22 protein-coding genes and 2 tRNA genes are annotated in these 26032 nt (G+C 51.9%); 17 read left to right on the top strand and 7 right to left on the bottom strand.

The genetic code is table 11. From position 1 onward, the window contains the following. Positions 1-11: 11 nt before the first annotated feature. Positions 12-1457: an NAD(P)-dependent oxidoreductase gene (locus ABXT40_RS09135; protein ID WP_443645306.1), complete on the bottom strand. Its 1446-nt coding sequence runs from the start codon at positions 1455-1457 to the stop codon at positions 12-14. A gap of 557 nt (positions 1458-2014) precedes the next feature. On the opposite strand from ABXT40_RS09135, the gene ABXT40_RS09140 reads away from it, so the two are divergent. Further along, entirely contained in the window at positions 2015-2833 is an 819-nt protein-coding gene (locus ABXT40_RS09140; RefSeq protein ID WP_443645307.1) for an undecaprenyl-diphosphate phosphatase, read from the top strand. On the opposite strand, the gene ABXT40_RS09145 is transcribed toward ABXT40_RS09140, so the two are convergent. Beyond that, positions 2830-3783, bottom strand: coding sequence for a complex I NDUFA9 subunit family protein (locus tag ABXT40_RS09145; RefSeq protein ID WP_443646996.1), 954 nt, complete (start codon positions 3781-3783; stop codon positions 2830-2832). The two genes, ABXT40_RS09140 and ABXT40_RS09145, sit on opposite strands and share 4 nt — an antisense overlap. 297 nt (positions 3784-4080) lie before the next feature. On the opposite strand from ABXT40_RS09145, the gene ABXT40_RS09150 reads away from it, so the two are divergent. From ABXT40_RS09150 to ABXT40_RS09175, 6 genes are all read left to right on the top strand, one after another. After that, positions 4081-4167, top strand: a tRNA-Leu gene (locus ABXT40_RS09150). A gap of 128 nt (positions 4168-4295) precedes the next feature. Next, positions 4296-4907: a ribonuclease D gene (locus ABXT40_RS09155; RefSeq protein WP_443645308.1), complete on the top strand. Its 612-nt coding sequence runs from the start codon at positions 4296-4298 to the stop codon at positions 4905-4907. Between the two features lie 88 nt (positions 4908-4995). Continuing rightward, positions 4996-5694: an LPS export ABC transporter periplasmic protein LptC gene (gene lptC, locus ABXT40_RS09160; RefSeq protein ID WP_443645309.1), complete on the top strand. Its 699-nt coding sequence runs from the start codon at positions 4996-4998 to the stop codon at positions 5692-5694. Positions 5695-5760: 66 nt separating this feature from the next. Beyond that, on the top strand, positions 5761-6570 hold the full coding sequence (locus ABXT40_RS09165; RefSeq protein ID WP_443645310.1) for an LptA/OstA family protein: 810 nt from the start codon (positions 5761-5763) through the stop codon (positions 6568-6570). Positions 6571-6746: 176 nt separating this feature from the next. After that, positions 6747-7496 (top strand): LPS export ABC transporter ATP-binding protein, encoded by a 750-nt coding sequence (lptB, locus tag ABXT40_RS09170; protein WP_443646997.1) that lies wholly within the window; start codon positions 6747-6749, stop codon positions 7494-7496. Between the two features lie 124 nt (positions 7497-7620). Further along, positions 7621-8082 carry a PTS sugar transporter subunit IIA gene (locus ABXT40_RS09175; RefSeq protein WP_443645311.1) on the top strand — a complete coding sequence of 154 codons (462 nt, stop codon included), beginning with the start codon at positions 7621-7623 and terminating at the stop codon, positions 8080-8082. A gap of 162 nt (positions 8083-8244) precedes the next feature. On the opposite strand, the gene ABXT40_RS09180 is transcribed toward ABXT40_RS09175, so the two are convergent. Together ABXT40_RS09180 and ABXT40_RS09185 are read right to left on the bottom strand one after the other, a co-directional pair. Continuing rightward, positions 8245-8320: transfer RNA gene (locus ABXT40_RS09180), tRNA-Ala, on the bottom strand. Between the two features lie 208 nt (positions 8321-8528). Then, complete coding sequence (locus tag ABXT40_RS09185) at positions 8529-8915, bottom strand: TIGR02300 family protein (protein WP_443645312.1); 387 nt, start codon at positions 8913-8915, stop codon at positions 8529-8531. A gap of 254 nt (positions 8916-9169) precedes the next feature. On the opposite strand from ABXT40_RS09185, the gene aroA reads away from it, so the two are divergent. From aroA to ABXT40_RS09235, 10 genes are all read left to right on the top strand, one after another. Further along, on the top strand, positions 9170-10513 hold the full coding sequence (gene aroA / locus ABXT40_RS09190) for a 3-phosphoshikimate 1-carboxyvinyltransferase (protein ID WP_443645313.1): 1344 nt from the start codon (positions 9170-9172) through the stop codon (positions 10511-10513). Then, the gene (cmk, locus tag ABXT40_RS09195) at positions 10510-11154 is read left to right on the top strand and encodes a (d)CMP kinase (RefSeq protein WP_443645314.1); all 645 of its coding nucleotides are present in this window, start codon (positions 10510-10512) and stop codon (positions 11152-11154) included. The genes aroA and cmk overlap by 4 nt, the downstream gene beginning before the upstream one ends. Positions 11155-11397: 243 nt before the next feature. Further along, a complete protein-coding gene (gene rpsA / locus ABXT40_RS09200) occupies positions 11398-13113 on the top strand; it encodes a 30S ribosomal protein S1 (RefSeq protein ID WP_443645315.1) in 1716 nt (571 codons plus the stop codon). Positions 13114-13314: 201 nt separating this feature from the next. Next, complete coding sequence (locus tag ABXT40_RS09205) at positions 13315-13593, top strand: integration host factor subunit beta (protein WP_443645316.1); 279 nt, start codon at positions 13315-13317, stop codon at positions 13591-13593. Between the two features lie 12 nt (positions 13594-13605). Next, positions 13606-14040, top strand: coding sequence for a LapA family protein (locus tag ABXT40_RS09210; RefSeq protein ID WP_443645317.1), 435 nt, complete (start codon positions 13606-13608; stop codon positions 14038-14040). Positions 14041-14066: 26 nt separating this feature from the next. Then, entirely contained in the window at positions 14067-14717 is a 651-nt protein-coding gene (locus ABXT40_RS09215) for a phosphoribosylanthranilate isomerase (RefSeq protein ID WP_443645318.1), read from the top strand. 54 nt (positions 14718-14771) lie between these two features. Further along, a complete protein-coding gene (gene trpB, locus ABXT40_RS09220) occupies positions 14772-15995 on the top strand; it encodes a tryptophan synthase subunit beta (RefSeq protein ID WP_443645319.1) in 1224 nt (407 codons plus the stop codon). A gap of 34 nt (positions 15996-16029) precedes the next feature. Further along, positions 16030-16863 carry a tryptophan synthase subunit alpha gene (gene trpA, locus ABXT40_RS09225; protein ID WP_443645320.1) on the top strand — a complete coding sequence of 278 codons (834 nt, stop codon included), beginning with the start codon at positions 16030-16032 and terminating at the stop codon, positions 16861-16863. A 10-nt stretch (positions 16864-16873) separates the two neighbouring features. Continuing rightward, on the top strand, positions 16874-17743 hold the full coding sequence (gene accD, locus ABXT40_RS09230) for an acetyl-CoA carboxylase, carboxyltransferase subunit beta (protein WP_443645321.1): 870 nt from the start codon (positions 16874-16876) through the stop codon (positions 17741-17743). Next, entirely contained in the window at positions 17743-19083 is a 1341-nt protein-coding gene (locus tag ABXT40_RS09235; RefSeq protein WP_443645322.1) for a bifunctional folylpolyglutamate synthase/dihydrofolate synthase, read from the top strand. The genes accD and ABXT40_RS09235 overlap by 1 nt, the downstream gene beginning before the upstream one ends. 35 nt (positions 19084-19118) lie before the next feature. On the opposite strand, the gene trxA is transcribed toward ABXT40_RS09235, so the two are convergent. From trxA to addB, 3 genes are all read right to left on the bottom strand, one after another. Further along, positions 19119-19439 carry a thioredoxin gene (trxA, locus tag ABXT40_RS09240; protein ID WP_443645323.1) on the bottom strand — a complete coding sequence of 107 codons (321 nt, stop codon included), beginning with the start codon at positions 19437-19439 and terminating at the stop codon, positions 19119-19121. A gap of 110 nt (positions 19440-19549) precedes the next feature. Next, positions 19550-22942, bottom strand: coding sequence for a double-strand break repair helicase AddA (addA, locus tag ABXT40_RS09245; protein WP_443645324.1), 3393 nt, complete (start codon positions 22940-22942; stop codon positions 19550-19552). Then, the gene (gene addB, locus ABXT40_RS09250; RefSeq protein ID WP_443645325.1) at positions 22935-25940 is read right to left on the bottom strand and encodes a double-strand break repair protein AddB; all 3006 of its coding nucleotides are present in this window, start codon (positions 25938-25940) and stop codon (positions 22935-22937) included. Before addB ends, addA begins: the two co-directional genes overlap by 8 nt. Positions 25941-26032: the final 92 nt, after the last annotated feature.

The raw sequence follows: 26032 nt of genomic DNA on the forward strand, positions 1-26032 counted from the left end.
TATGCAGCGGTCTAGCGACCGGCACCAGCGGCCCGCGGCGCATCAGCGGCGGCCATAATCCATTGATCAATCGCCTCGGCCGCGTCACGGCCGTCACGAACACCCCAAACAACAAGCGACGCGCCGCGAACAATATCGCCAGCCGCAAACACGCCATCCAGATTTGTCATCATTGTCCGCCAATCAATTTTCAGCGTTCCCCAGCGGGTGACTTCCAGCCCGTCCTGACCAAACATTGTCGGCAAATCTTCTGGATCAAAACCAAGCGCCTTGATCACCATATCGGCGGGCAATTCATGCGCTGATCCGTCAATCACTTCTGGCACTTGACGGCCGGTTGCATCTGGCTGGCCAAGGTGAATGCGCTGCGCCTGAACCGCGCGCACCTTGTCATCACCAAGAAACGCCTGTGGCGCAGACAGCCATTTGAAAACAACACCTTCTTCTTCGGCATTTTGAACTTCACGCTGTGACCCGGGCATGTTCGCCCGATCGCGGCGGTAAAGACAGCTGACCGATTTGGCCTTTTGCCGAATTGCCGTGCGAACGCAATCCATCGCCGTGTCGCCGCCACCAATCACAACAACATCTTTGCCTTCGGCATTCAGCGCACCCGAATCAAATGCCGCAACATTATCACCAAGGCTTTTGCGGTTTGACACGGTTAGATATTCAAGCGCCGGAACGATGCCATCAAGCCCGCTTCCCGGCGCGGCGATGTCGCGTGCCTTATAAACACCCGTCGCCACCAGAATGGCATCATGCTTGGCCCGAATATCGGCAAAGCTGATCTCGCCACCAATATCAACACCAAGATGGAAATGAACCCCACCATCAATCAGCAATTGACCACGACGCTCGACAATTGATTTTTCCAGCTTGAACCCGGGGATGCCATACATCAACAAGCCGCCGATCCGGTCATAGCGGTCATAGATATGAACCTGATAGCCGCGATGGCGAAGCATTTCGGCAGCGGCCAATCCGGCTGGTCCGGCGCCAATAATACCAATCGATTCCGCCCGTTCAACACGCGGCGCGGCTGGCTTGACCCAGCCCTCGGCAAAGGCAGTTTCGGTGATATGTTTTTCAACCGCGCCAATCGTGACCGATTCGAACCCTTTTTCGATCACGCAGCTGCCTTCGCAAAGCCGGTCTTGCGGGCAAATACGGCCACAGATTTCCGGAAAATTATTGGTCTGTGATGACAGTTCATAGGCTTCCTGCATCCGGCCTTCGGCAGTCAGCATCAACCAATCAGGGATATTGTTATGAAGCGGGCAATTCACCTGACAGAACGGCACCCCGCATTGCGAGCAGCGCGATGATTGTGTTTCAGCCTCAACTGCATCGAAATCATCATAGATTTCATCAAAATCAGCGACACGCTTTTCGGCCTTGCGCTTTTCCGGCATGGCTTTGTCAGTCGATACGAACTTCAACATCTTTGATGACATATCTGCTACTCCCTTCCAATTCAGCAATGGCTTCACAATCGCTCATGCTGGTGTTTCAAGCCCCGCATCCCCTATTCAACTAGCAAAGCTGTTTTCGTCTCGGTCTTTTCTGGTGACTTATCGTCCGCAAAGCCGGTCTGTCATCTACGCCGCAACACCTAATCCAAGCGCAACAGACGATTTTCAACGTTTCGACTATGCTGGCATCACCCAGAAATTTTGGCGCAATCGCCGAATGCAATCGGCGAATAGTTAGGCACTACCCCCGATTACATCATTAATTAGTCAACATTCATTACCTTTTTTTGATGATAATTGCAAGCGCGATTCAGATGGTGCTAGCAAATCTGTCGCAACTTGTCGTTATTATGGCCGAAATGGTACTAATTAGGCGCGTGAAGGCAAATTACATTGATGCTGGTCAATAATCACCTTCTGCGCCTATGATAACAGGGATCACTGCCACCCATTTGGCCGGTTTGATACTACGCGGTTACTACTTCGTCTCTAAGTAATGCGCCGCTGATAATAAAGTGTCTTTGCAAGGAGCCTTACGAATGCCACTAAGCCTGCTGATTCTTGTTGCCGCCATTCAGGGTTTGACCGAATTTTTGCCCGTATCATCATCGGGGCATTTGGTGCTGATCCCAATCGTCACCGATTTCGCCTATCAGGGCCGGGTGATTGATGTGGCAGCGCATGTCGGCACTTTGATTGCGGTTGCCTTTTATTTGCGTGCAGAAATCATCGCCATTGCGGTATCAATGCTGCGATTTGGGCGCAATGATCCAGATCATGCACGGCTTGGTATCATGCTTGTTATGGCAACCATTCCGGTGATTATCGCCGGTTATATCGTCAATTATGCTAATTGGCAGTGGCTTGAAATGGTTTACAGCCTTGCCATTGCCAATCTGGTATTTGCAGTCATTTTATGGTTTGCCGATAAGGTACCAGCCTCACGGCGCGACCTTGGTCAAATCGGCTTGCCGCATGCGTTGATCATCGGCATCGTGCAAATTTGCGCTTTAATCCCCGGTGCCTCGCGGTCAGGCGTGACCATGAGCGCGGCGCGATTTCTTGGCTATGACCACGTCACCGCAGCTCGATTTTCACTGTTACTTTCCTTGCCAACAATTGCCGGTGCCGGCTTGCTCAAAACGCTTGATCTTGTCAAAAGCGGCGATGCCACGCTTGGCGCGGATGCGGTGGTTGTTGCGGTTTTATCGGCTGGCCTTGCGTGGCTTGCGATCCGCTGGATGATGCGTTGGTTCACCACCGCAGGTTTTGGTATTTTTGTTTATTACCGTTTGGCGCTTGGTGGATTGCTATTGCTGGCATTGGCGCAAGGCTGGGTTGCCCCAAGCATTAGCTAAGACCGGAACAGCCCACCTGGACGATAGCGCTCAAGATAGGTTGGCAAAACCGCATCAACACAAGTTGGCGTAATGCCCAAATCAGCAAGCGTCAGCGCTTTCTTGCCAACGATATTGTCATTTTTGAGCAACCGCACCTGATCAAGCGTGATTGGCGCATTGGGCAGCAACTCGGCAACGGCAGCACCGCATGATAATGCAAAAAATGGCACCGGCAATAACAGGCGGCGACGCTTGATATTAAGCAAGGTGATTTCCATCAATTGCCGAAAGCTAAACATATCCGGGCCGCCAAGCTCGAAAATCTTGCCCTCGGGTGATTTGGCGAGCTTGCCACCAGCAAGGCCGAGACCGGCCATAATCGCCCCGACAACATCTTCAACATAAACGGGCTGCATGCGCATTTTGCCGCCGCCAGGCAATGGCAATGCTGGCGCAATCATGGCCATTGCGGCAAACCGGTTAAAGAAATCGTCGCGCGGGCCGAACACAATTGATGGGCGCAGAATCACCGCTGATGCGAAGGCCTTGTGCAATCCAGCTTCGCCAGCAGCTTTGCTTTTTGCATAATAGCTTGGCGACTCACGATCAGCACCAATGGCCGATACGTGAACAAGTGACTGAACATCATGCTTGGCAGCAAGCGCACCGATACGCGCTGGCAGTTCCGCCTGCAATGCGTCAAAACGCTGCCCGCCACCTTCGGCAAGAATACCAACAAGATTGACCACCGCGTCGGCAGGCCGAATGACCGATTCCAAAACCGCGTCATCAAGCGCATTGCCGGCCACAAGCGTGATCTGCCCAACATTACCCATCGGTTTCAGATATTTTGCTCGCTCGCTGTTGCGGCATAACACAATGACCTGTTTACCAGCGCGTGCCAGCCGCCCCACGGTTGCCCGTCCAACAAACCCCGATCCACCAATTACTGCAACTGTGTTGATCATTGATCTACCCTTGCTTGACCGGCCAAAGGGCGCGGCGCGATGACAATTTGCTGGCGGCACAGCCACGTTTTGACGCGCCACCACACATTCTTTGACTGCAAATTAGGTCATGCCTCCCCGCTTTACAATCCCACCAATGCCAATTTCCTATAAAATAGATTTTTACCGGCATTTGGCACCGCCAAGGAAAGCCGCATTTTCTCGCCATTAGGTCATTGAAAAGGTTTGACACGCCATCGTTTGTGGCTATTCTCACGGCGTCAGACAGGACGCGGTTTTCCGCAAGGTCAATGGCAAGCCCAGGTGGCGGAATTGGTAGACGCGCTGGCTTCAGGTGCCAGTGACCATTAGGTCGTGGAAGTTCGAGTCTTCTCCTGGGCACCATTGCCATTTTGATTGCCCCACGGCCGTTACTGGCTTTTCGCACCAAAGCGCGCGCCCTTGGCAAAAAGCCAATCCTTTGCGAATATAATAGACCCGGCTTTTGCAAGGACAAAACAAATGAGGCATAGATGACAATTCATATCCATCAGGACGATCTTCCTGCCGAAATTGATCTTGGTGATGTGGTTGCCATTGATACCGAAACAATGGGGCTTAACCCGCATCGCGACCGGCTATGCCTTGTGCAGCTATCGGGCGGTGATGGCGACGCCCATCTTGTCAAAATCGCCAAGCCGCAAATGCCAAGCCCGAACCTGGCATCGCTTCTTGCCAATCCGCAGGTCACCAAGCTGTTTCACTTTGCACGTTTTGATATTGCCAGCCTTAGCCAAGGCATTGGCCCGCTTGCTGGCCCTGTTTATTGCACCAAAATCGCATCCAAACTGATCCGCACCTACACCGACCGGCATGGGCTAAAAGATCTTTGCCGCGAATTATTGCAAATCGATATTTCAAAACAGCAGCAATCATCGGATTGGGGCGCAGCGATCTTGACGCCTCAACAGGCCGAATATGCCGCCGGTGATGTTTTATATCTTCACCAGCTTCGTGAACGCCTTGATATGATGCTGGAACGCGAAGGCCGAAGCGAGATTGCCGCCCATTGTTTTGACTTTTTGTTAACCCGTGCCCAGCTTGATCTGGATGGCTTTGCCGAGATGGATATTTTTCATCACTAGGCTGTAGCCTGCTAGCAAAAATCAGCCAAGATCGGGGCGCATTGAGCTGATGGCGCTGCTGGCAATCATTTAGGGAATGACATCACCGATGACCGACATAGATCCAGTGCGAAAAAGCCGCTTTACCCCACGCGCCAAGACCGCCCAGACCACCAGCGAGCGGCGCTATCCATTATCGCTTTTACTTGTTGGCGTTGGCGCTGTTCTGACGCTTGCTGTTGCAATCTGGCTTGGGCTTTTGGCCAATGGCAAGGGTGTATCGCTGGAAATCAAAAAGGTGAAACGCGCCGAAAGTGGCGAAGTTCAATTAACCGGCGCACGCTATCGCGGTTTAACACCAGCCGGAAAACCATATGAGATCACGGCTGCCAAAGCCAATGAAGCCCCTGATGGGTCGGGACGTGTTGACATGGATCAACCAACCGCCGTTTTGATCATGCGCAATGGCTCGCTTGTTAACATGCAGTCAAAGTCAGGCATCTTCAACAAACAGACCGATATTGTTTCCATGTCAGGCGCGGTTGTTGTGACCCAGCCTGATCGCAATCTTCGCCTTGATACCGAAGCGCTTGAAGCCAATCTCAAAGCTGGTGAGATGCATAGTGATGTTCCGGTTCAGGTTCAGGATATTGACAGGCGCATCAATGCCGATAGCATGCAAGTCTATGACAATGGCGCGCGGATTATCTTTGGCGGGGCTGCCAAAATGATTATCAAAAACAGCAACGCCATCGCACCCACATCAAAGGCCGTGGTCACACCCAAAACAAATAAGGCCAAAAGCTAGATATTTTTAATAGACCGATCGTTTGGGTAACTTAACCGGCCAGCTGGACAGAAAGCAGATCACATCATGAACCGATCTAATCGCTATTTCGTCAAAATATTTCGCCAAATCGTGTTTGGCCTTGGGAGTTGTATGATTTTGACCGTCCCCGCACTTGCACAGACCGCCGGCAGCGCGACCGCACCGCTTCCCATCACAATCGAGGCGAATGACTCGCTTGAATGGAACCAAACCGACGGCACCTATATCGCCAAGGGCGATGCCTATGTCGAACAGGGCCAAGCAAATATCAGCGCGAACCATATTATCGCCAATTACGCAACCGAAGGCGAAGCGCGCGACATCACCCAAGTGATCGCAACTGGATCCGTAACCTATATTCAGGGTGAAAACACCGCCAAAGGCGACAAGCTTAATTATGATCTGACCAGCAACCTCTATGTTCTGACCGGTAAAAACACTTCTGTCACCGGCCCCAAAGGCACCATGACAGCGACCAAATCAATTACCTATGACTTAACCGATAACGATAATCGCAAAATCACCGCAATTGGCAAAGCCCATTACAAAAACAGCGATGGCCGCAATGTCTTTGGTGACAAGCTAATCGCCTATATCAGCGCCGATGGCACTTTGAAAACCATTGATGCTTATGAAAACACAAAGGTCATCACAGCCCAAGGCACCGTCGCAATCGCCGACAAGCTGAATTATATTGCCAGCACTTCGATGGCCAATCTTGATGGTAATGTCGAAATTACCGACAAAGAAAACATCATGCGCGGCGCCCGTGCCGAGGTCGATTTTGACAAGGAAATCAGCAAGATACTTTCAGGCCCTACGGGTAAGCGCGTGACCGGTATTTTAACACCATAAATCAGCTTAGCCGATGCGGCATTGCCGTGGGCAGAACATCAAACCGTTATTTTGCCCTTAACTCGTTGACATGCCCTGATTAATTGGTCGATAAAGATATCCCTGACAGGCCGCAAAGGCTTCACCGCATCAAAAAGGGCATGATGGTGTCTGACAATATAGAATTAGATTTTGGCATGGCGCGGCCAGTATTGGTGCCAGGCAATCAAGGGTTGCAAGCCAAAAGCGTTGGCAAAAGCTTTAACAAACGGCGCGTGGTTCGCAATGTGTCGCTTGGCTTACAACGTGGCGAGGCTGTTGGCCTTCTTGGCCCAAACGGCGCTGGTAAAACAACAACCTTTTACATGCTTGCCGGATTATTGCCCGCCGATGAGGGGCAGGTCTTTATTGATGGACGCGATGTCACCAGCATGCCCATCTTCCAGCGCGCGCGTCTTGGCATGGGATATCTGCCTCAGGAATCGAGCATTTTTCGCGGCTTGACGGTTGAACAAAATATCCGCGCCGTTCTCGAAACACTTGAAGACCATGATGACGAACGCGACGCCACGCTTGATGATCTGATGGCCGAATTTGGCATCACCCATCTTCGCAACACACCATCGGTCAGCCTGTCCGGCGGTGAACGTCGCCGCCTCGAAATTGCGCGCGCCCTTGCTGCCCGCCCGACACTTCTTCTGCTTGATGAACCTTTGGCCGGCATTGACCCGATTGCACTTGGCGAAATTCGTGATTTGATTGCACATTTGAAAACACATGGTATCGGCGTTTTGATTACCGACCATAATGTTCGCGAAACGCTTGATATTGTTGACCGTGCCTACATCATCCATGACGGCACCGTGCTGATGGAAGGCACGCCAGATGAGGTGGTTCAACATAGCGGGGTTCGGCAAGTCTATCTTGGCGAGCGCTTTAGCATCTAAGTCACGTGATTCACGGCTTGACAGCCCGTCATCCACCTCATATACATGCGCCGCCTCGGCAATGCATGGTTTCGGTTTCGAGGCTAGGCGCTGCACAGGCTTTATTCATTCTACGGGTCTTTTCATGTCCATAATTGATTATCTTACCGCCGACCAGATTATGCTTGGCGTCGCTGGCAGCAGTAAAAAGCAGGTTATTGAACAGCTTGCTGAACGCGCCGCTGAGCTCACTGGTCTTTGCCAGCGCAGTCTTTTTGATATTGTGATGCGCCGCGAGCGTCTTGGCAGCACCGCAATTGGCGGCGGCAATGCAATTCCCCATGCTGTGCATCACAATTTGACGCGCACCATTGGTATCATCGCCGTTTTGACAGATCCAGTTGATTTTGATGCGCAAGATCGCAAGCCTGTCGATATTGTTTGTCTTGTGATCGGGCCACCAAATGCGGATAGCGATCATCTGAAATGCTTAGCCAGCGTGGCAAGATCATTCCGCGAGGTGGCCACTTGCGACCAGCTTCGCACTGCCAAGACGCCAACTGAGCTTCTTAGATGCCTTGGAAACGCCGGCGACGTCGCTGCCTAACCGCATCAAGCTTGCCAATAGCCCCTGCAAATGCAAAGCGCGGCCATCATGGTACCGGCAAAGCCATGATGGGATGAACGAAACAATGACAGCATGAGCGCGCTCTGTCAGTATGGGCTCACCACTGCGCTGGGATAATGTTTTATCTGGAAACAGAAAAATTGGTGGAGCTAAGCGGGATCGAACCGCTGACCTCTACAATGCCATTGTAGCGCTCTCCCAGCTGAGCTATAGCCCCTTGTTACCGTGTCTGACCTGCAATGCCCTAACTAAGGGGCATCGCCAAAACGCCAATTCAGTTCCAATTCGTGCAGTGCAGAAATGCTGCGAGGGATGTGTATCGCAGGGGCGACACCCTGCGCAAGCAAATTTTTGTCTGGTGGCGGGTTTTTTATGGCACCGCCGCCAAACCAATCAAATTTGCCAGCATCAAGCAGGCAAGATGCTTACTGATCATCCTTATTATCTAGGTTGGGCAATAATTCGTCGCCATCAGTGATATCGTCCTGAATGATTCCCGGACCGTCCGTATCATCAACATCAACATCACCTTCGTCAAAATCCATATCATCGTCATCATCATCGTCTTTAGTGACAGCAACATTCACGTCTTCATCGTCAAATTCTGTTTCATCCAGATCATCAGCATCATCAGACACATCTGCCTTCGCCGCGCTTTTCGGCGCAGCCCGGCTTTTACGGCCTTTTAACAGATTTTCCGGATCAAATTCTGTGCCGCAGCCCGGACAAATAATGGGACTACGTTTAAAATCATAAAAGCGCATATCACATGATAGACAGGTACGCTTCAAGCCAAGCTCAACCTTTGCCATTCTTTTTAATCCCCTGTACTTAACCGTCAAAAATAAGGACTATTCATCTTTAGGGGATTTGAAACAAATTTTGCAAGCTGTCAAAATAATTTTCTGCCGGTTTCCAAATTTTATTTTCACGCTGGCTTACTATCAAAAGGATTCGGCATTTGTATGGCGCTGATTGCTTAGCACCCTAGAAAAATGTTACAAGCTGCCGTTACCGAAATTAACGGGGCAAAACTGCCTATCAGCAAATCGTAAAAGGCCTTTTGATGTCACCTCATCCGCATGATCAACTTGTTTCGAGAAAAGCCGGTCCGCTTGTGGGCTCAATGCCCATTCCGGGTGATAAATCCATCTCGCATCGTTCACTGATTTTCGGCAGCCTTGCGATTGGACCAACCAAGGTTCGCGGCCTTCTTGAAGGCGCTGATGTCATGTCGACAAAAGACGCACTTGTGGCGCTTGGTGCCGGCATCGAGCGTGATGCCGGCGGCGTTTGGCATATTACCGGCGTTGGATTGCATGGCATGATTTCGCCTATAACACCGCTTAATCTTGGTAATTCGGGGACGGGTGCGCGCCTGTTGATGGGGGTTGTTGCCGGTCAGAACATCACGGCAACATTCTGCGGCGATGCCTCGCTTAGCGTGCGGCCAATGGCGAGGATTACCGATCCGCTTGCCAAAATGGGAGCTGAAATCACCTGCCGTGACGGTGGCTTGCTGCCCGTCACCATCAAGGGGGCGACAAATCTAATGGCGTTGAGCCATCGCTCAAAAGTGGCCTCAGCACAAATCAAATCAGCGATCTTGCTTGCCGGGCTGAACGCGCGTGGCACCACAAATATCACCGAACCGCAAGCATCACGCGATCACAGCGAATCAATGCTTCGGCATTTTGGCGCATCGGTTCAGCAGCATATCGACGCCGATGGGGCGCATCATGTTACGCTTGCAGGTGAGGCAACACTTCGCGCCGCCGATATCATCGTGCCAAGCGATCCATCTTCTGCCGCGTTTGCCATTGTTGCGGCGCTGATTACCCCGCAAAGCGATATCACGCTTGTTGGTATTGGCATGAACCCGCTTCGAACCGGCCTTTTGACAACCCTTATCGAAATGGGCGGCGATATTGTCAAAAGCAATGATCGGATTGAAGGCGGCGAGGCCGTTGCTGATTTGCGTATCCGGCATAGTCAGTTGAAAGGCATTACCGTTCCGGCCGAACGTGCGGCCTCGATGATTGATGAATTTCCAATTCTGTCAGTCGCCGCCGCAACCGCAAACGGCACAACCGAGATGCTTGGCGTTGCCGAATTGCGCGTCAAGGAAACCGACCGCATCAAGGTAATGGCTGATGGCCTTGCCGCCTGCGGCGTCACCGTTGATTATGATGATGATTCGATGCGCGTTTCCACCAGCACCATAACCGGCGGGGCAACCCTTTCAGCGCAGCATGATCACCGAATCGCCATGTCATTTCTGACGCTTGGCCTTGTTGCCGAACATCCAATCACTGTAACCGGCTGTGCCACCATCGAAACAAGCTTTCCCGGATTTGCCAGCGGCATGAACCAGCTTGGTGCCAGCATCATTGACGGAACCGCAACATGATTATCGCCATTGATGGGTCGGCTGCCAGCGGCAAAGGAACGCTTGCCAAACGGGTGGCAGCCGAATTCGGCTATGATTATCTGGATACGGGGGCGCTGTATCGTGCGGTTGCCCTTAGCCTGTTAAACGCTAGCGTAAATAGCAATAATATTGATGAAAAACAGGCTGTTAATGCTACATTAACACTTGATCTTTCGCTAACGCAAACGGCTGAAATACGCACCGATAAAGTGGCTGCCCTTGCATCAATTGTGGCCGCCATTAGCCCCGTCCGGGCTGAATTGCTGGCGCTTCAGCGATCCTTTGCCGCGGCACCACCATCGGGCAAAGGGGCGGTTCTTGATGGTCGTGACATTGGCACGATCGTGCTTCCCAACGCCGATATAAAATTCTTCATTGATGCCGATCTTGATATTCGCGCCGAACGCCGCACCAAAGAGTTGCTTCAGGCAGGACAATCGGTTATGTTCCGCGACGTTCTGGCGGATATGAAGGCGCGTGATGATCAGGACCGGACTAGATCAGTGGCTCCATTAAAGGCCGCAGATGACGCAATTACCATCGACACATCCAAAACGGATGCGGCGGCGGTTCTAGCTCTAGCCCTGTCACATATTGATCGTGTCGGCCCATCAGAATAATGAGCCCGAACCGGAGACCATACGAACATTTCCGGTTCATATTTTTGATTAACTGACTGCCGGCGAAACAAACTGGTCGCCAAAAAACCCGCTTGGAACCAGGCTATATTGCCAAAACAAGGCAAAATAATTCGGTTATCGTTCGTTCAATGCGGCCCTCATGCCGGCTGAGGCACATATATTTTGATCCTTTTAGGGGGGTATTGCACCCCCGATCAAAATAGCGACAAAACGGAGATTTTTTTGACATCTACAACGAATTCGGCAGCCGACGCTGCCACTGAGAACTTTGCCGATCTTTTAGCTGAAAGCTTTGGTGAAGGCACGCATGTTGAGGGCAGTGTTGTCCGCGGCTTTATTATCGGCATCGAAGGTGACGCTGTCATCATTGATGTTGGCTTGAAATCTGAAGGCCGCGTTCCGCTAAAGGAACTTGCCGCCCCCGGACAACAAGCCGATGTTTCAATCGGCGATGAGATTGAGGTTTACGTCGAGCGTATGGAAGACCGTAATGGTCAGGCCGTATTAAGCCGCGATAAAGCCCGCCGCGAAGAAGCATGGGGCGTTCTCGAAGCATCATTTGAAAAGCAAGAGCGCGTTACCGGCGTTATCTTTGGCAAGGTCAAAGGCGGTTTCACTGTCGATCTGTCAGGGGCAACAGCCTTTTTGCCGGGAAGTCAGGTCGATATTCGCCCTGTTCGCGATCTTGGCCCATTGATGGGAACACCACAGCCATTCCAAATTCTGAAAATCGACCGTCGTCGTGGCAATATTGTTGTTTCACGCCGCGCCGTTCTGGAAGAATCACGCGCCGAAGCAAGATCAGAGCTTGTCTCTAATCTGCAAGAAGGTCAGGTTCTTCAAGGTGTGGTCAAGAACATCACCGATTACGGCGCCTTTGTCGATCTTGGTGGTGTTGACGGCCTGTTGCATGTCACCGACATTGCATGGCAGCGCATCAGCCATCCATCTGAAGCACTGCAAATTGGTGAAACTGTTGAAGTTCAGGTCATTCGCTTTAATGCTGAAACCCAGCGTATCTCGCTTGGCATGAAGCAACTTCTGTCAGATCCATGGGAAAATGTCGAAGGCAAATTCCCGATTGGGGCGAAAATGGAAGGCCGCGTTACCAACATCACCGATTACGGCGCATTTATTGAGCTGGAAGCCGGTGTCGAAGGTCTTGTCCATGTATCTGAGATGAGCTGGACAAAGAAGAATGTTCATCCTGGCAAAATCGTTTCAACCAGTCAGCAAGTCGAAGTTATGGTTCTTGACGTTGATCTGTCAAAGCGCCGTATTTCACTTGGCCTCAAGCAATGCACAACCAATCCTTGGGAAGACCTTAGCGCCACCTATCCAGTTGGCACCGAGATCGACGGCGAAATCCGGAACATCACCGAATTTGGTCTGTTTGTTGGCCTGAACGACGATATTGACGGTCTTGTTCACCTGTCAGATATCAGCTGGGAAAACGCTGGCGAAGAAGCCCTTGAAGGCTTTACCAAAGGCGACATGGTTAAGGCAAAAGTCCTTGATATCGACGTCAATAAAGAGCGTATCTCACTTGGCATCAAACAGCTAACTGACGATCCATTTGCTGGTCAGGCTGATGCCTATCGCAAAGGCGAAGTCGTAACCTGTACCGTCAGCGCGGTAACAGACAACGGCATCGACGTTACCATCGGTGAGAACATGACTGGCTTTATCCGCCGGACTGACCTTAGCCGTGATCGTGCTGAACAGCGCGCTGACCGGTTTGCTGTTGGTGAAAAAGTTGATGCCGTCGTCACCAGTGTTGACAAGAAAACCCGCAAATTGTCACTGTCGATCAAGGCGCGCGAATCTGCCGAAGAAAAGCAGGCCATGGCCGAGTTTGGCTCATCAGACAGCGGCGCCAGCCTTGGTGATATACTTGGCGCGGCTCTTGCCAAGAAAGACACAAACGACGAAAAGTAAGGCTGGCACACTCGCCAACCTGTCTATCTTCACGCCAGCCGATGCATCCATCGGCTGGCGTTTTTTATGGCTGGCTTGGCTATGTTAATGAATTTTATCATTCTTATTAACGTTAGAGATCAATTCTAAGTTGACCCGCCATTTGCAAACAGGCATCCTAACCTAAAATTTTAGAACACAAGAATTAAGGGAGCGAACTCTGTGACACGGTCAGAACTTATCGCGAAATTAGCGGCTAGGAATCCAACACTTTACCACCGTGATATTGAGCGGCTGGTTGGAACAATCCTTGATGAAATCGGCGGTGCGCTTGAACGTGGTGACAGGGTTGAGCTTCGTGGGTTTGGTGCCTTTTCAGTGCGCGAGCGCAAAGCCCGCCTTGGGCGCAATCCAAGAACCGGAACAAGTGTAGAAGTATCTGAAAAGAAGGTGCCTTTTTTCAAAATGGGCAAAGGCATGCGTGAGCGGTTAAACCGCTAGACGGATCAAATTATGCGAATATTAGGCCACCTTTTATGGCTGAGCATTACCTTGTTCTTGGCTATGTTTGCCATTGTGTTTGCCACATCGAATAAAACGCTTATCACGCTTTATCTTTGGCCATTTGACAGCGTGCTAACCGCGCCAGTGTGGCTGTTGATTCTATCCAGCTTTATCATTGGCGGATTGCTGAGTGCTATTTTACTCTGGGGGCAGTGGCTGGCGATTCGGGCAAAGCTGTGGCGTCTTGAGGGGCGTTTCAATAAATTGCAGGCAAAAACCGTTAAAATGACAGCCGAACCGGCCACCCAGCATGAACACGGCCAGCATGAACACGGCCAGCAGGATTATGGCCAGCAGAATGAACCGGCCGCATCAAATCAATTGACCACCGCTCGGCGGCTGAGGTTAAGCAAGCGCCGAACTCCGTTATCGAGTCTGAATTGAAAACCCATCAAGCATAAGGATTGCCCATGGCGCCCGAGGTTAAAATCTGCGGCATATCAACGGCTAATGATTATATCATTTGCCGCGATGCCGGTGCGCGCTGGACAGGCATGGTCTATTACCCTGGATCATCACGCCATCTTGATCTAGCTGGCCTAGCAGCATTGGCAGATTGCGCCGACTCTCTTGGTTCTGACGCGCCTGAACGCGTTTTGCTAAGCGTTGATATCGTTGGGGAAAAGCTTATGCCAATTATCGAGGCGGCGCGGCCAGATATGCTGCAGCTTCATGGCAAAGAAACCTGTCAGGATGTTGACGATATCAAAGCCCGCACCGGTTTACCGGTAATCAAGGCGATTGCCGTTGAAACAGCGGCCGACCTTGATCAATGCGCCAAATGGGATAATCTTGCCGATTGGTTGCTGTTTGACGCCAAGGTCAAAGCCGGATCGCAGCCCGGCGGTACCGGCCATCAGTTTGATTGGACAATCCTTGCCAATTATCGCGGGCAGTTACCATGGATGCTGGCAGGTGGGCTTGACCGCCATAATGTGGCAAATGCAATCAAGATTAGCGCGGCGAAGGCGCTGGATGTGTCATCGGGTGTTGAATCATACCCCGGAAAAAAGGACGCAGAAGAGATTCATGCCTTTATTCGGGCGACCCAATTAGGCTAAAACAATGCTGGCGGCCGCGTCGATTTCACCGACTTTACAGGATGAGGGCTTTTGATGAGCAAAACAAACCTTAACACATTCCGCAACCAGCCCGATGAGGCTGGCCGCTTTGGCATTCATGGTGGCCGTTTTGTCGCTGAAACGCTGATGCCGCTGATTTTGAATGTCGAAAAAGCCTACAAAGAAGCCAGCGCCGATAAATCATTTCACCGTGAAATGTACTATTACCAAAAGCATTATATTGGCCGCCCAAGTCCCCTCTATTTTGCCGAGCGCATGACCGCGCATTTTGGTGGTGCCAAGCTATATCTAAAACGTGATGAGCTGAACCATACTGGCGCGCACAAGATCAACAATGTTTTGGGTCAGGCACTTCTTGCCAAACGCATGGGCAAAACCAAAATCATTGCCGAAACCGGCGCTGGCCAGCATGGCGTTGCCACAGCAACAGCCTGCGCGCTTTTCAATATGGAATGCGAAGTCTTTATGGGCGCTGAAGATGTTGAACGGCAAAAGCCGAATGTCGACCGGATGCGTCTTCTTGGTGCCAAAATCCACCCTGTCACATCAGGTACCGGAACGCTTAAAGACGCAATGAATGAGGCGCTTCGCTATTGGGTTACCAATGCCGAAACGCATTTTTACATTATCGGCACCGCCGCAGGCCCACACCCCTATCCGCAAATGGTGCGCGATTTCCAATCAGTTATTGGCACCGAGGCGCGCGAACAAATTCTCGAAGCCGAAGGCCGCCTGCCAAATGCGCTTGTCGCCTGTATTGGTGGCGGGTCAAATGCGATTGGGCTTTTCTATCCGTTTCTTGATGATACGGATGTGGCCATCTATGGTGTCGAAGCTGCAGGCAAAGGTCTTGGCAGCGGCCTTCATGCTGCGTCACTTACCGGCGGAACACCGGGCATCTTGCATGGCAACCGAACCTATCTTTTGCAAAATGATGATGGGCAAATTACCGATGCCCATTCGATTTCGGCTGGTCTGGATTATCCGGGGATCGGCCCTGAACATTCATGGCTTCATGATATTGGCCGCGTCAATTATGTCAGTGCCACCGATGAAGAAGCGCTTGTCGCTTTTCAGCTTTGTGCGCGTCTTGAAGGCATCATTCCGGCGCTCGAACCATCACATGCGCTGGCCTATCTTAGCACCGTCATTGGCGATATGGATTCTGATGATATTGTCATTTTGAACATGTGTGGCCGCGGCGACAAGGATTTGGGCGCAGTTCTTCCGGTTCTTGAAAAACTTGGCTGGATGTAAGCCAAAGCCCATTTAGATTGGAAAAGAGATAATTATGGCAGGTCGCATCGATACCGCATTTGCAAAGGCCAAAGCCGAAAATCGCGGCAGCTTGGGCGTTTTTATTACCGCTGGCGATCCTGACGCCACCACCACCGAAGCCTTGCTTGACGGGCTGGTTGACGCTGGTGTTGATTTTATCGAACTTGGCATGCCTTTTTCCGACCCAATGGCCGATGGCCCCGCCATTCAGGCAGCGTCACTTAGAGCGTTAAAGAGCGGCATGACCCTAACCACAACACTTGAAATTGCGCGTAATTTTCGCCAACGGCACCCTGATATGCCGCTTGTTCTGATGGGCTATTACAACCCGATCTATATCTATGGCAATGACCGGTTCATTGCCGACTCAGTGGCGGCTGGTGTTGATGGGTTGATCATCGTTGATTTGCCACCAGAAGAAGATTCAGAACTTTGCATTCCGGCACGCGATGCTGGTTTGAATGTTGTTCGGCTAATCACCCCGACAAGCCATGATCAACGTTTGCCAGCCATTTTGGCACAGGCCAGCGGATTTGTTTATTATGTCTCGGTTACCGGCATTACCGGCATGGCAAGCGCTGCGGCGACCAGCATTTCCGATGCCTATCAGCGCATCCGCAAACAAACCGATCTTCCGATTGTAACCGGATTTGGCATCCGCACCCCCGAACAGGCTGCCGAATCAGCACGTTTCAGTGACGGCGCGGTTGTCGGCTCTGCCGTTGTTGATATCATTGCTGATGGCGTGGCAAAGCCATCAAGCCCAGATGCGGCTGAAAACCGTGCGGCGATTGTCCGTAAAGTTGCCGCATTTGTCGGCGAGCTTAGTTCCGCCATACGCGCATAGGGAGATTGCAATGAATTGGATTACAAATTCTGTCCTTCCCAAAATCAAGGCATGGGTTCAGGCCGATGATGTGCCGGATAATCTGTGGATCAAATGCAGTGCCTGTAGCCAGATGATTTTTCATCGTGAATATGAACAGGCATTTAACTGTTGCGCCACATGCGGTCATCATGCCCCACTGCCGCCCGAACACCGTTTTGCCATGTTATTTGACGGTGGCAAATATGATGTGATCTCGCTTTCGCCGATTGAAGATGATCCTTTGAAATTCCGCGATAGCAAAAAATATACTGACCGGCTTCGCGACACGCGCAACAAAACCGGTTTAAATGACGCGATTACCGTCGCAGCAGGGCAAATCAATGGATATTCTTGCGTGATCGCCGCATTTGATTTCCGTTTCATGGGCGGATCAATGGGACGCATGGTTGGCAATGGCATTGTTCGCGCTGCAAAGGAAGCAGTTGCCCGCAAGGGCGCGCTGATCACCGTGCCATCAACCGGCGGTGCACGTATGCAAGAAGGCGTGTTATCACTTATGCAATTACCACGCACCATCGCCGCTGTTGAGCTGGTTCGTGATGCAGGCCTTCCCTATTTTGTCTTATTGGCGCATCCGACAACCGGCGGTGTTACGGCTTCATTTGCCATGCTTGGCGATATTCAGATTGCCGAGCCTGGTGCCATTATTGGTTTTGCCGGTCGCCGTGTAATCGAAGAAACGGTCCGTGAAAAACTGCCTGAAGATTTCCAGACAGCCGAATATCTGATGGATCACGGTATGGTCGATGCCGTTGTGCCGCGCACCGAACAGCCTGAATATATTGGCAGGCTTCTGGATTTCATGATGAGATCGAAAGACAGCAGAAAGCGCGCCTAATGCCATCGTCATCACCGGCAGCAATGGCCGCAGCCGACCGCGCCGCAGCGGCGCTTGACCGGCTGGCATGGCTACATCCAAAATTAATTGATCTTGGGCTTGATCGCAGCTTTGCCTTGCTGGAAAAGCTTGGCAATCCGCATCATCATTTGCCGCCAACAATCCATGTTGCTGGCACGAATGGCAAAGGCTCAACAATTGCGTTTCTACGAGCGATGGCTGAAGAAGCCGGCCTTAAGGTTCATGTCTATAGCTCGCCGCATCTATGCCGGTTTAATGAACGTATCCGGCTTGCCGGACGGCTGATCGACGATGGCGGGCTTGCCGATTTACTGGAAGACGTCGAAACCGCCAATGGCGACATGGCCGTGACCTTTTTCGAAGTCACCACGGCGGCCGCAATGCTGGCATTTTCGCGGGTACCAGCCGATTTATTGCTTTTGGAAACTGGGCTTGGTGGCGCGCTTGACTCGACCAATGTATTAACAACGCCGCTTGCCACAATCATCACCCCGATTGCCCAAGATCACGAGCATTTTCTTGGCACTGACTTAGGCCAGATTGCCAGTCAAAAGGCTGGAATCATGCGGGCGCAAACAGCCTGTTACTGCGCCGATCAACAGGCTGAGGCCATGCATGTTCTGATTGCGCATGCTGAAAATATCGGCGCGTCACTGCAGGTCGCTGGTCGTGATTTCCATCTGGCCAAAACCGATGATGGCGGCATTCACCTATCTTGTGCAGGCGAAGATTTCTTGCTTCCGGCACCGGGGCTACACGGCGCGCATCAGCTTGATAATGCTGGGCTGGCAGCGGCTTGCCTTTTTGATCTTGCGGCAAAAAACCGATTGCCATCATGCGGCCAGGCCCAAGCGGCAAATGCGTTTGCCAGCGGCATTAAATCGGCTATTTGGCCCGGGCGCGTGCAGCCATTAAATGACGGCCTGTTGGCAGAATTATGGCCACATCGCCCAATCTGGCTTGATGGCGCGCATAATGCCCATGGGGCGCGGGCTTTGGCCAAAACACTTGGTCAAATTGATGGTGGTAAATGGAATATTATTTGCGGCGCGCTAAACACGCGTGATCCGGCTGAATTTCTGGCGCCAATTGCCCCCCTTGCCGGATCGGTTCGCTGTCTTGCCATCCATGACCAACCAGCCAGCCTAAGCGCCGCCGACATGACCGCTGCCGCCTTGGCACAGGGTCTGGACGCCACCGCCGCAACAAGCATCATAACGGCATTTGACCAGCTAGACCCCACCTATCCGGTTATTATTTGCGGCTCGCTATATCTTGCCGGTCATGTTCTTGTGCAAAATAAAACGCTGCCCGACTAGGACAGCGTTTCACATCATCTTTTTGTAAATTGGCGTTAGACTGATTGATCAATCCAGCTTTCCAGCTGCGATTTTGGCAAGGCACCCATTTTTTCAGCAACGACTTCGCCATTTTTGAAAATCAGCAATGTTGGAATACCGCGAACATTATATTTCTGCGGCGTTAGTGGGTTTTCGTCGATATTCAGCTTGACGATTGACAGGCTGCCTAGCTTTTCACCAGCGATTTCCTCAAGCGCAGGGCCAATCGCCTTGCATGGGCCACACCATTCAGCCCAGAAATCAACCAACACAGGTTTGTCTGATTGCAGAACATCTGCGGTAAAATCGCTATCCGTGGTTTTTGACGTTGCCATTATGATTCCATTTCATCGTAAAAATCTGCGGCGTATGTGCCGCTGCGCTCTCGGATTTAAATTTATGGTTTGGCTGCTGCCGCGTCAAGCTTGGCGTCAGGAATATTTATCTATTTTGACGAGCGCAAAGAGTCATAAGCGGCAAAAATATCAGCCAGTGCCTGCTTTCTAGCGTCACGATCAATCGGCTGATATTCAAGCGTATCAATCCAGACAAGCCAACAATCAATGTCTCGCCCGGGATAAATTTTCTGAAGAAGGCCGTCATAAAGCGCCATTTGGTGAAGATAGTTTCGCGGTATCGCATTTTCGCGTGGCCGACCCGTTTTGAAATCAGCCAGAATAATGCGCTTGTCATCGACAAACAGCCGGTCAATCTGGCCAGCGATGCCAATGCCATTCAAGCGCCCGTTAATCGGAACCTCAACCAACGCATCCTTGCCAAAAAGCGGCGCAAATGCAGGCAGATCAATCAGCGTCAACAGCTTGTCGATAAGGCCTGCTGCCATTGCGCCAGGCACATCACGGCTTTGGCCAGCAATCCTTACAGCGCGATCACGCCGCAATAACGGATCAATTGAGGGAAGCTGTTCGAGCAACCGGTGTGCAAGCTTGCCATAGGCAAGACCAATGTGACGGTTTTGACTATTCTGCTTTGCAGCGCTGGCGGCAAGCGATTGAGGGTCATGATCAAGACCCGGTTGCGATGGCCGGATGGGGCGGCCTGATTTATCATCTATCGGGGCAGGACGAAGCAACCAATCAGCCGTATCATCAACCAGTTTTTTCGGTGGCAGCTTTGGTTCTTTATCTTGATCTTTATCAATCGTGGCAGTTTGTTCAGCGGTGATTGAAACCGTGCCATCATCATGTTCGATAGCGGTTTCGGTTGCTTTGATCACCCTGCTTAACAGCGCGTAATCACTGCCGTCTAGGCGGCGGACGCCATGCGGTTTTTCCCAGCCGCCAATCACCAAACCATCACGCGCGCGCGTCATCGCAACATATAGCAAACGGTTGCTTTCTTCGGTGCGAAGCGTGGCCGCCGCCTCACGCGCCTGTTCGACAAAGGCAGGGCGCGCCAAATCAGATGGCGGCAACCAGTAATGAACCGACCCATCAGCCGCCGGCAAAACCGGTTCGGATTTTCCACGGCTGGCCAGCATATCAGGCAGAATCACGATTGGCGCTTCAAGCCCCTTTGCGCCATGGATTGTCATGATCCGTACCTCATCCGTACCTGATGCGTCCATGTCGCGCTTCACCTCGCCGCCACTGCTGCGGATGCTTGTCAGAAACTCAAGCAAGGACACGCCGCCGCCAAGGGCAAAATTCTGCGCCAGATTCAAGAAGTGATCGAGCGATTCATCAACCGCACGGCCAAGCCGGTCGCGGAATTTCTGGCGGCCACCATCGACAAGAACAAAGCTGAAAAAACCAAAAACCGACTCATATTCAGCGCGGCTTTGCCAGCGTGCCAATTGGTCGGCCATCTTGCCCAAATCACCATCAGCGCCGCGATGCGCCATCAACCGTGACATCAAGCTGGCCTTGCCACGATCATAGGCAAGCTCGTAAAGCTGGTCTTCGTTCATCCCGAATAAAGGCGATTTCAAAACGGCGGCAAGCTGCAGATCATCATCGGCAAGATGCATTACATCACCAAGCGCCAAAAGATCCTGAATTTCAATTTGTTCAGCAAGCCGCATCCGATCAGCGCCAGCCACCTGAACATTGGCAATCTGCAATGCCGATAATAACAATTCGAAAAACCGGCCGCGTTTGCGAAGCAGAATCAGAATGTCACCCGCCCCGACAAGATTTCCCGATGGCAAACGCCGATTGCCAATCCAGCTTTTGACACGCCGCGCTAATTGCGTAGCAGCAATGATTTCAGCACCAAAATCATCATTGCCTTTCACCACCGGCCATAATTCAACAAAGCCACCTGCCCCGCTTCGCGCCATTTCATGGATAGTAAAATCATCAATCCCGCCAAGGTCGGGAATGGTTTTATTGACCAGATCCAGAATAGGGCTTGCTGACCGGAACGACACCGACAAAGGCACATCGCGGAAATCGGCTTGAATGGCTTTGGCGCGGCTGGACAGCTCGCTTCGATTCTGATTCATAACCAGCGGGTCTGCACCCTGAAAGGAATAAATCGATTGTTTGAAATCACCAACGGCAAACATCGTTCGCGGCAAGCTTTTTGCCCCCGATTCGATATAGAAGCTTGCCCCCTCGCCATCAAAGAATTCATCAACCAGCCGCCGCAGCAATTTCCACTGTGCCGGACTGGTATCCTGCGCCTCATCAATCAATAGATGCTGGATACCATTATCTAATTTCCATGCCACCCATTGGGCCGCCTCGCTTGCCGCCAGCAGATTATTGGTGCGGATAATCAGATCATTATAATCAAGCAAACCGCGTTGGGTTTTCAGGCGGCTATATTCCTGATTAAAGGCGATGCCAAACCGGTAAAGCGCCATGGTTCGATCACGGCATATCTGTGCTGCCTGACCAAATAATAACGGTTTAATAATTTCAATGACCTGTTTTTGAATCGCGTCAATTTGCGGCACTGTCTCGCGAAGATCGGCATTTGATAATTGTTTGCGGGCCTTGCCAGCACTAAATAGTGCATCGACCAGAAATGACAATTTCTCGATCCTACCATCGCCTGTTTGCGCCAACCAGACATCCATTTTCGCGCCGCGATCAATTTGGGTTTTGGAACCAGATGCCTGCAAAGCCACCGATATTGACCGCAGCCTTTCGTCCTGAATCGAATCCAGCCTTGCCATCACCACATCGCGTTCATGTGCAGCAGAAACAACGCCAAGATCATCACGGAAATGCGACTCGATCCGCGCAAGGCAGTCAGGCGATTCAAGCCCCTCTGCCCGATTGACAAAATAATTAACAATTTCATCAGCGCGTCCCTCGCTGACGGCTTCGGCAATCAACAACACCGAAGCGGCAAGTTCCGGACTTGGATGATATAGAATATTGGCGCGTGCCATCGCCTTTAACCGGCTTTGTTCATCATCATCAGCAAGCTGTACATGCGGGGCAATACCAGCCTCAATTGGAAAGCGCCGCAAAATTGACTGGCAAAAAGAATGCACAGTCTCGACACGCGGCCCATCATCATTATCCAGAATTTCGGCAAATAGGCTTCGCGCCCGACGGCGCATATCCTGACTTGGCGTGACAATGCCCATATTTTCCAGATCTTCGCCCAGCGCCTTTGCCGGAATCGTCGCCCAATCGGCAAGACGTTTGAAAATGCGGTTACGCATTTCAGCCGCCGCCGCACGCGTGTAAGTGACGCATAAAATACCATCGGCTGGCGCACCGGATAACAGCAAGCGCAGCACGCGATCGGTTAGCAATTTGGTTTTACCCGTTCCCGCATTTGCCGACACAAATACCGAAGCCGCCGGATCAGAAGCCTTGGCCTGGGCTGCACTGGCGCGGGCTATCATCTCATTCATCGGCATTGTCTCCATAAAGCCATTCACGGCTTCGACTTAAATGCTGATAGGGCTTAAATGGCGGAACATTGATCGGGTCTAGCTCGCTTGGATAGGGAGTGTTGGCCTGATCAAAATAATTGGCCAGCCTTTCAAGGCGATCCCTGACTTCATCGGCGTCAAACAAATCGGCAAACGGCATTTTAATTTCACCAGGTGCCGATTTTTTGCCACTTAACTGCCAATATTCCAATGATCTTATCTCGCCCGCCGGCAGTGATTCAAACCCGCCGTCAAAGGCAATCAGCCCTTCAACCGCCAATTGGTTGCGAACGCCTTTTTTGATCAAGCTTCCGCTTGGCACCGTGCCGGTTTTGTAATCGACAATCGTCCATTCCCCGTCTTTGTAATATTCCAGCCGATCCGCCCGCGCGGTCAGTCTTACCGGCCCTTGCGCCGCCTGCAAAAAAATCACCCCATTAATTTCAGCATAAATTGATTGTAAATCATCACGGCGACGATGTTCATTTTCGATAAACCATGCGGCCATCGCCTCGAATCTTGTCCACCAGAAATAGCGGATTGAGGGCTGACCAATCTGGCTGGCAAAATGGGTTTTGCCGAAATCCAGCAATTGTTGCAATGCGTCTTCGCCCAATTGGCCTGTGGCATTTGCCTTGCTGAAATCGGCAAGCGCATCATGAAACAAAATACCGCAAAGCGCCGCATCAGCACTGCGGTCAATATCGTCAAGTGGTTTTAGCCGCAGAATTTTCTTGGCATAGATGGCATAGGGGTCAGTGATCCAGATATCAATTTCAGTTGCCGAAAACTGGCGTGGGCGGCTTGCCAATGGCGGACAAGGTGACGGCCGAACCGCCGGTTGGGGAATTGTCTTTGGTTCAAATTTCGCAAGCCAAGCTTTTTCAATCGCGCCATCATCAATATTGTCATTCAGACCAAGCGCATTCACCACAACTTCCATGCGCTGTAACCAACGGCTTTTTGTCGTTGGGGTTCCCGCCTCTTTATCGGCGCGGGTGACAATGATGTCTTTGCTGCAAATGGCCATATAGACGTCATGCGCGCTTAATCCGCTTCGCCAGTTTTTCGGCGGCAACCCAACCGCTGCCCGCATCGCGCTATTCATCCAAGGGTCGACATCTGGACGCGGCGGCCAATTGCCTTCATTAAAGCCAGCAAGAATTAATCGGTGCGCGTCAACCGCGCGTGCTGGATGCATTCGCGCCTCGACCGCACCAAGAATGGCAAGCCGTGGATGCGGTGTGCCAAAGGGGTGAACATTTATATCTTCAAGAAGCTCGCGCAAAATCTGCGGCATATCACCGGCATCAATCGCGCTATCTCGGCCATCAGCGGCAAGGCTGCGAAACAGGTCGCTTGCAGCCATGCCGTCAGCATTTTTCCATAATTCGATTGCGCCTGCACCGCGATCTGCACCCGCACCATTGCTGTCCATCACGGTAGCGCATAGCCTTTCAGCAGCGTCAGCAATCCCGTCTGCCAGGGTTGCCAAAGTCGGGTTAGGCACCTGCCAGCAATCAATAAGCGCGGCTAAATTGGCAATGACATGCGTTTCGAAAAAATGACAAAGCTCAGCATCATCAAGCGCCGCGGCAATCGCGGGCAAACCATCACCCGGACGCGGGCCCCGCAATACTGCCAATTCGATTTGATCGACAAAATGACGAAATTGAATCGGGTTCATTCCGCCTGCACAATAGGGATGTTTTAACAATGACAGCAGGCGAAGCGGCGCAAAATTGGCATCGACCGCATCACAAAGAAGCGATAAGAACCGGCCAGGTGGGCAAAGCGACAATCGTTTGCCTGCCGAATCCTCAATGACGATATCCCACCGGCGCAAATCGGCAATAACCAATTCGGCAAGCTGGCGATCAGGGGTAATCATTGCCGCGGTTTGATTGGGTTTTTCCAACGCCTCGCGAAGCGATAGGGCAATCAGATTGGCCTCTTCGCGCCGATCCCGCACCGTTATGACTTTCAAACCAGCAAGCGCGGTTCGGTTGATCATCGGGCTGGCATCGCCAAGCCTTTGCCAGCCGCCGCTGATTGCAGCAGGGCGAAAGACCTCACGCATCAAATCGCGTCTTGCCGGCAATTCGGGCGGTATCTGATCGGCTGACCCTGTCCAATCTTGGACCGCATCAGGCGTGATCTCAAGATAGGCCAAAAGCTGGGCAAGCTGATGCTGGGGATGGCCACTATCCTCGCAGATCGCCGACCATTGATCACCAGCATGACGATCAAGCCCGGGTAAAACAATATGACCATCGGGAAGGTTTGCCACCACGCCAATCAATTCACGCGTCGCCGCGATTGATCCGGTCGATCCGGCAATTACAATCAATTGATCAGGTGGCTGGTCGCGCCATTGTTTGGCACGGCGGCGTAACAGCCGGTTGCGCCGGTCAACCACGTCAATAAGCCCTTCTTGTGCCAGAACATCCGGCCAGCGCTCAATCAAAATGCCAAGAAGGGTCAGAATATCCTGCCAATGCGCCGAAAATTGATCAGGCAATAAATCACGAAGCTGCTCGGCACTGGCATCGGCATTGTAAAGCTGGTCAAGCAATTGCCCAAGCGAGTCGGCAAGGCGCATCGCCTGTGGCTGGGTTGGATATTGACCGCCAAGCGGAAAATGGCGAAGCAATTTGGCAAGGCAGATTTGCCGCCTTATCTTTGAGATTGGCGGCGGCAAGTCACTGCCAGCATCATCGCCTAGAAATGGGCTTAACCGGCCATCATCATCATTGCCAAAATCGCCAACAGGCAACATGCGCGGCAACAGCATCGGCACACCTTCAACACCATCCAGAAAAGCGGCTTGAAGAGCGCGAGCAGCACGGCGTGATGGCAATAGAACAAGACCGCGCGCCAGCCTTTCGGGGCTGTCAGCCAGCTTTGCAATGCCCACGGCCAATTCACGGGCAAACGGCATGCCGGCATCAATGCTGTAAACGGAAGGGCTTGTCATGTGCCAACTATAAAAGCAACAACATCGAAAGGCGAGACCCGTTTACCAAAAGCGGGTAATCTGGTCTAGGATTGATGTCGGCAAGCCCTTGC

The sequence above is a fragment of the Candidatus Ponderosibacter sp. Uisw_141_02 genome, from assembly GCF_048087665.1.
GTDB lineage: Bacteria > Pseudomonadota > Alphaproteobacteria > Puniceispirillales > Puniceispirillaceae > UBA3439.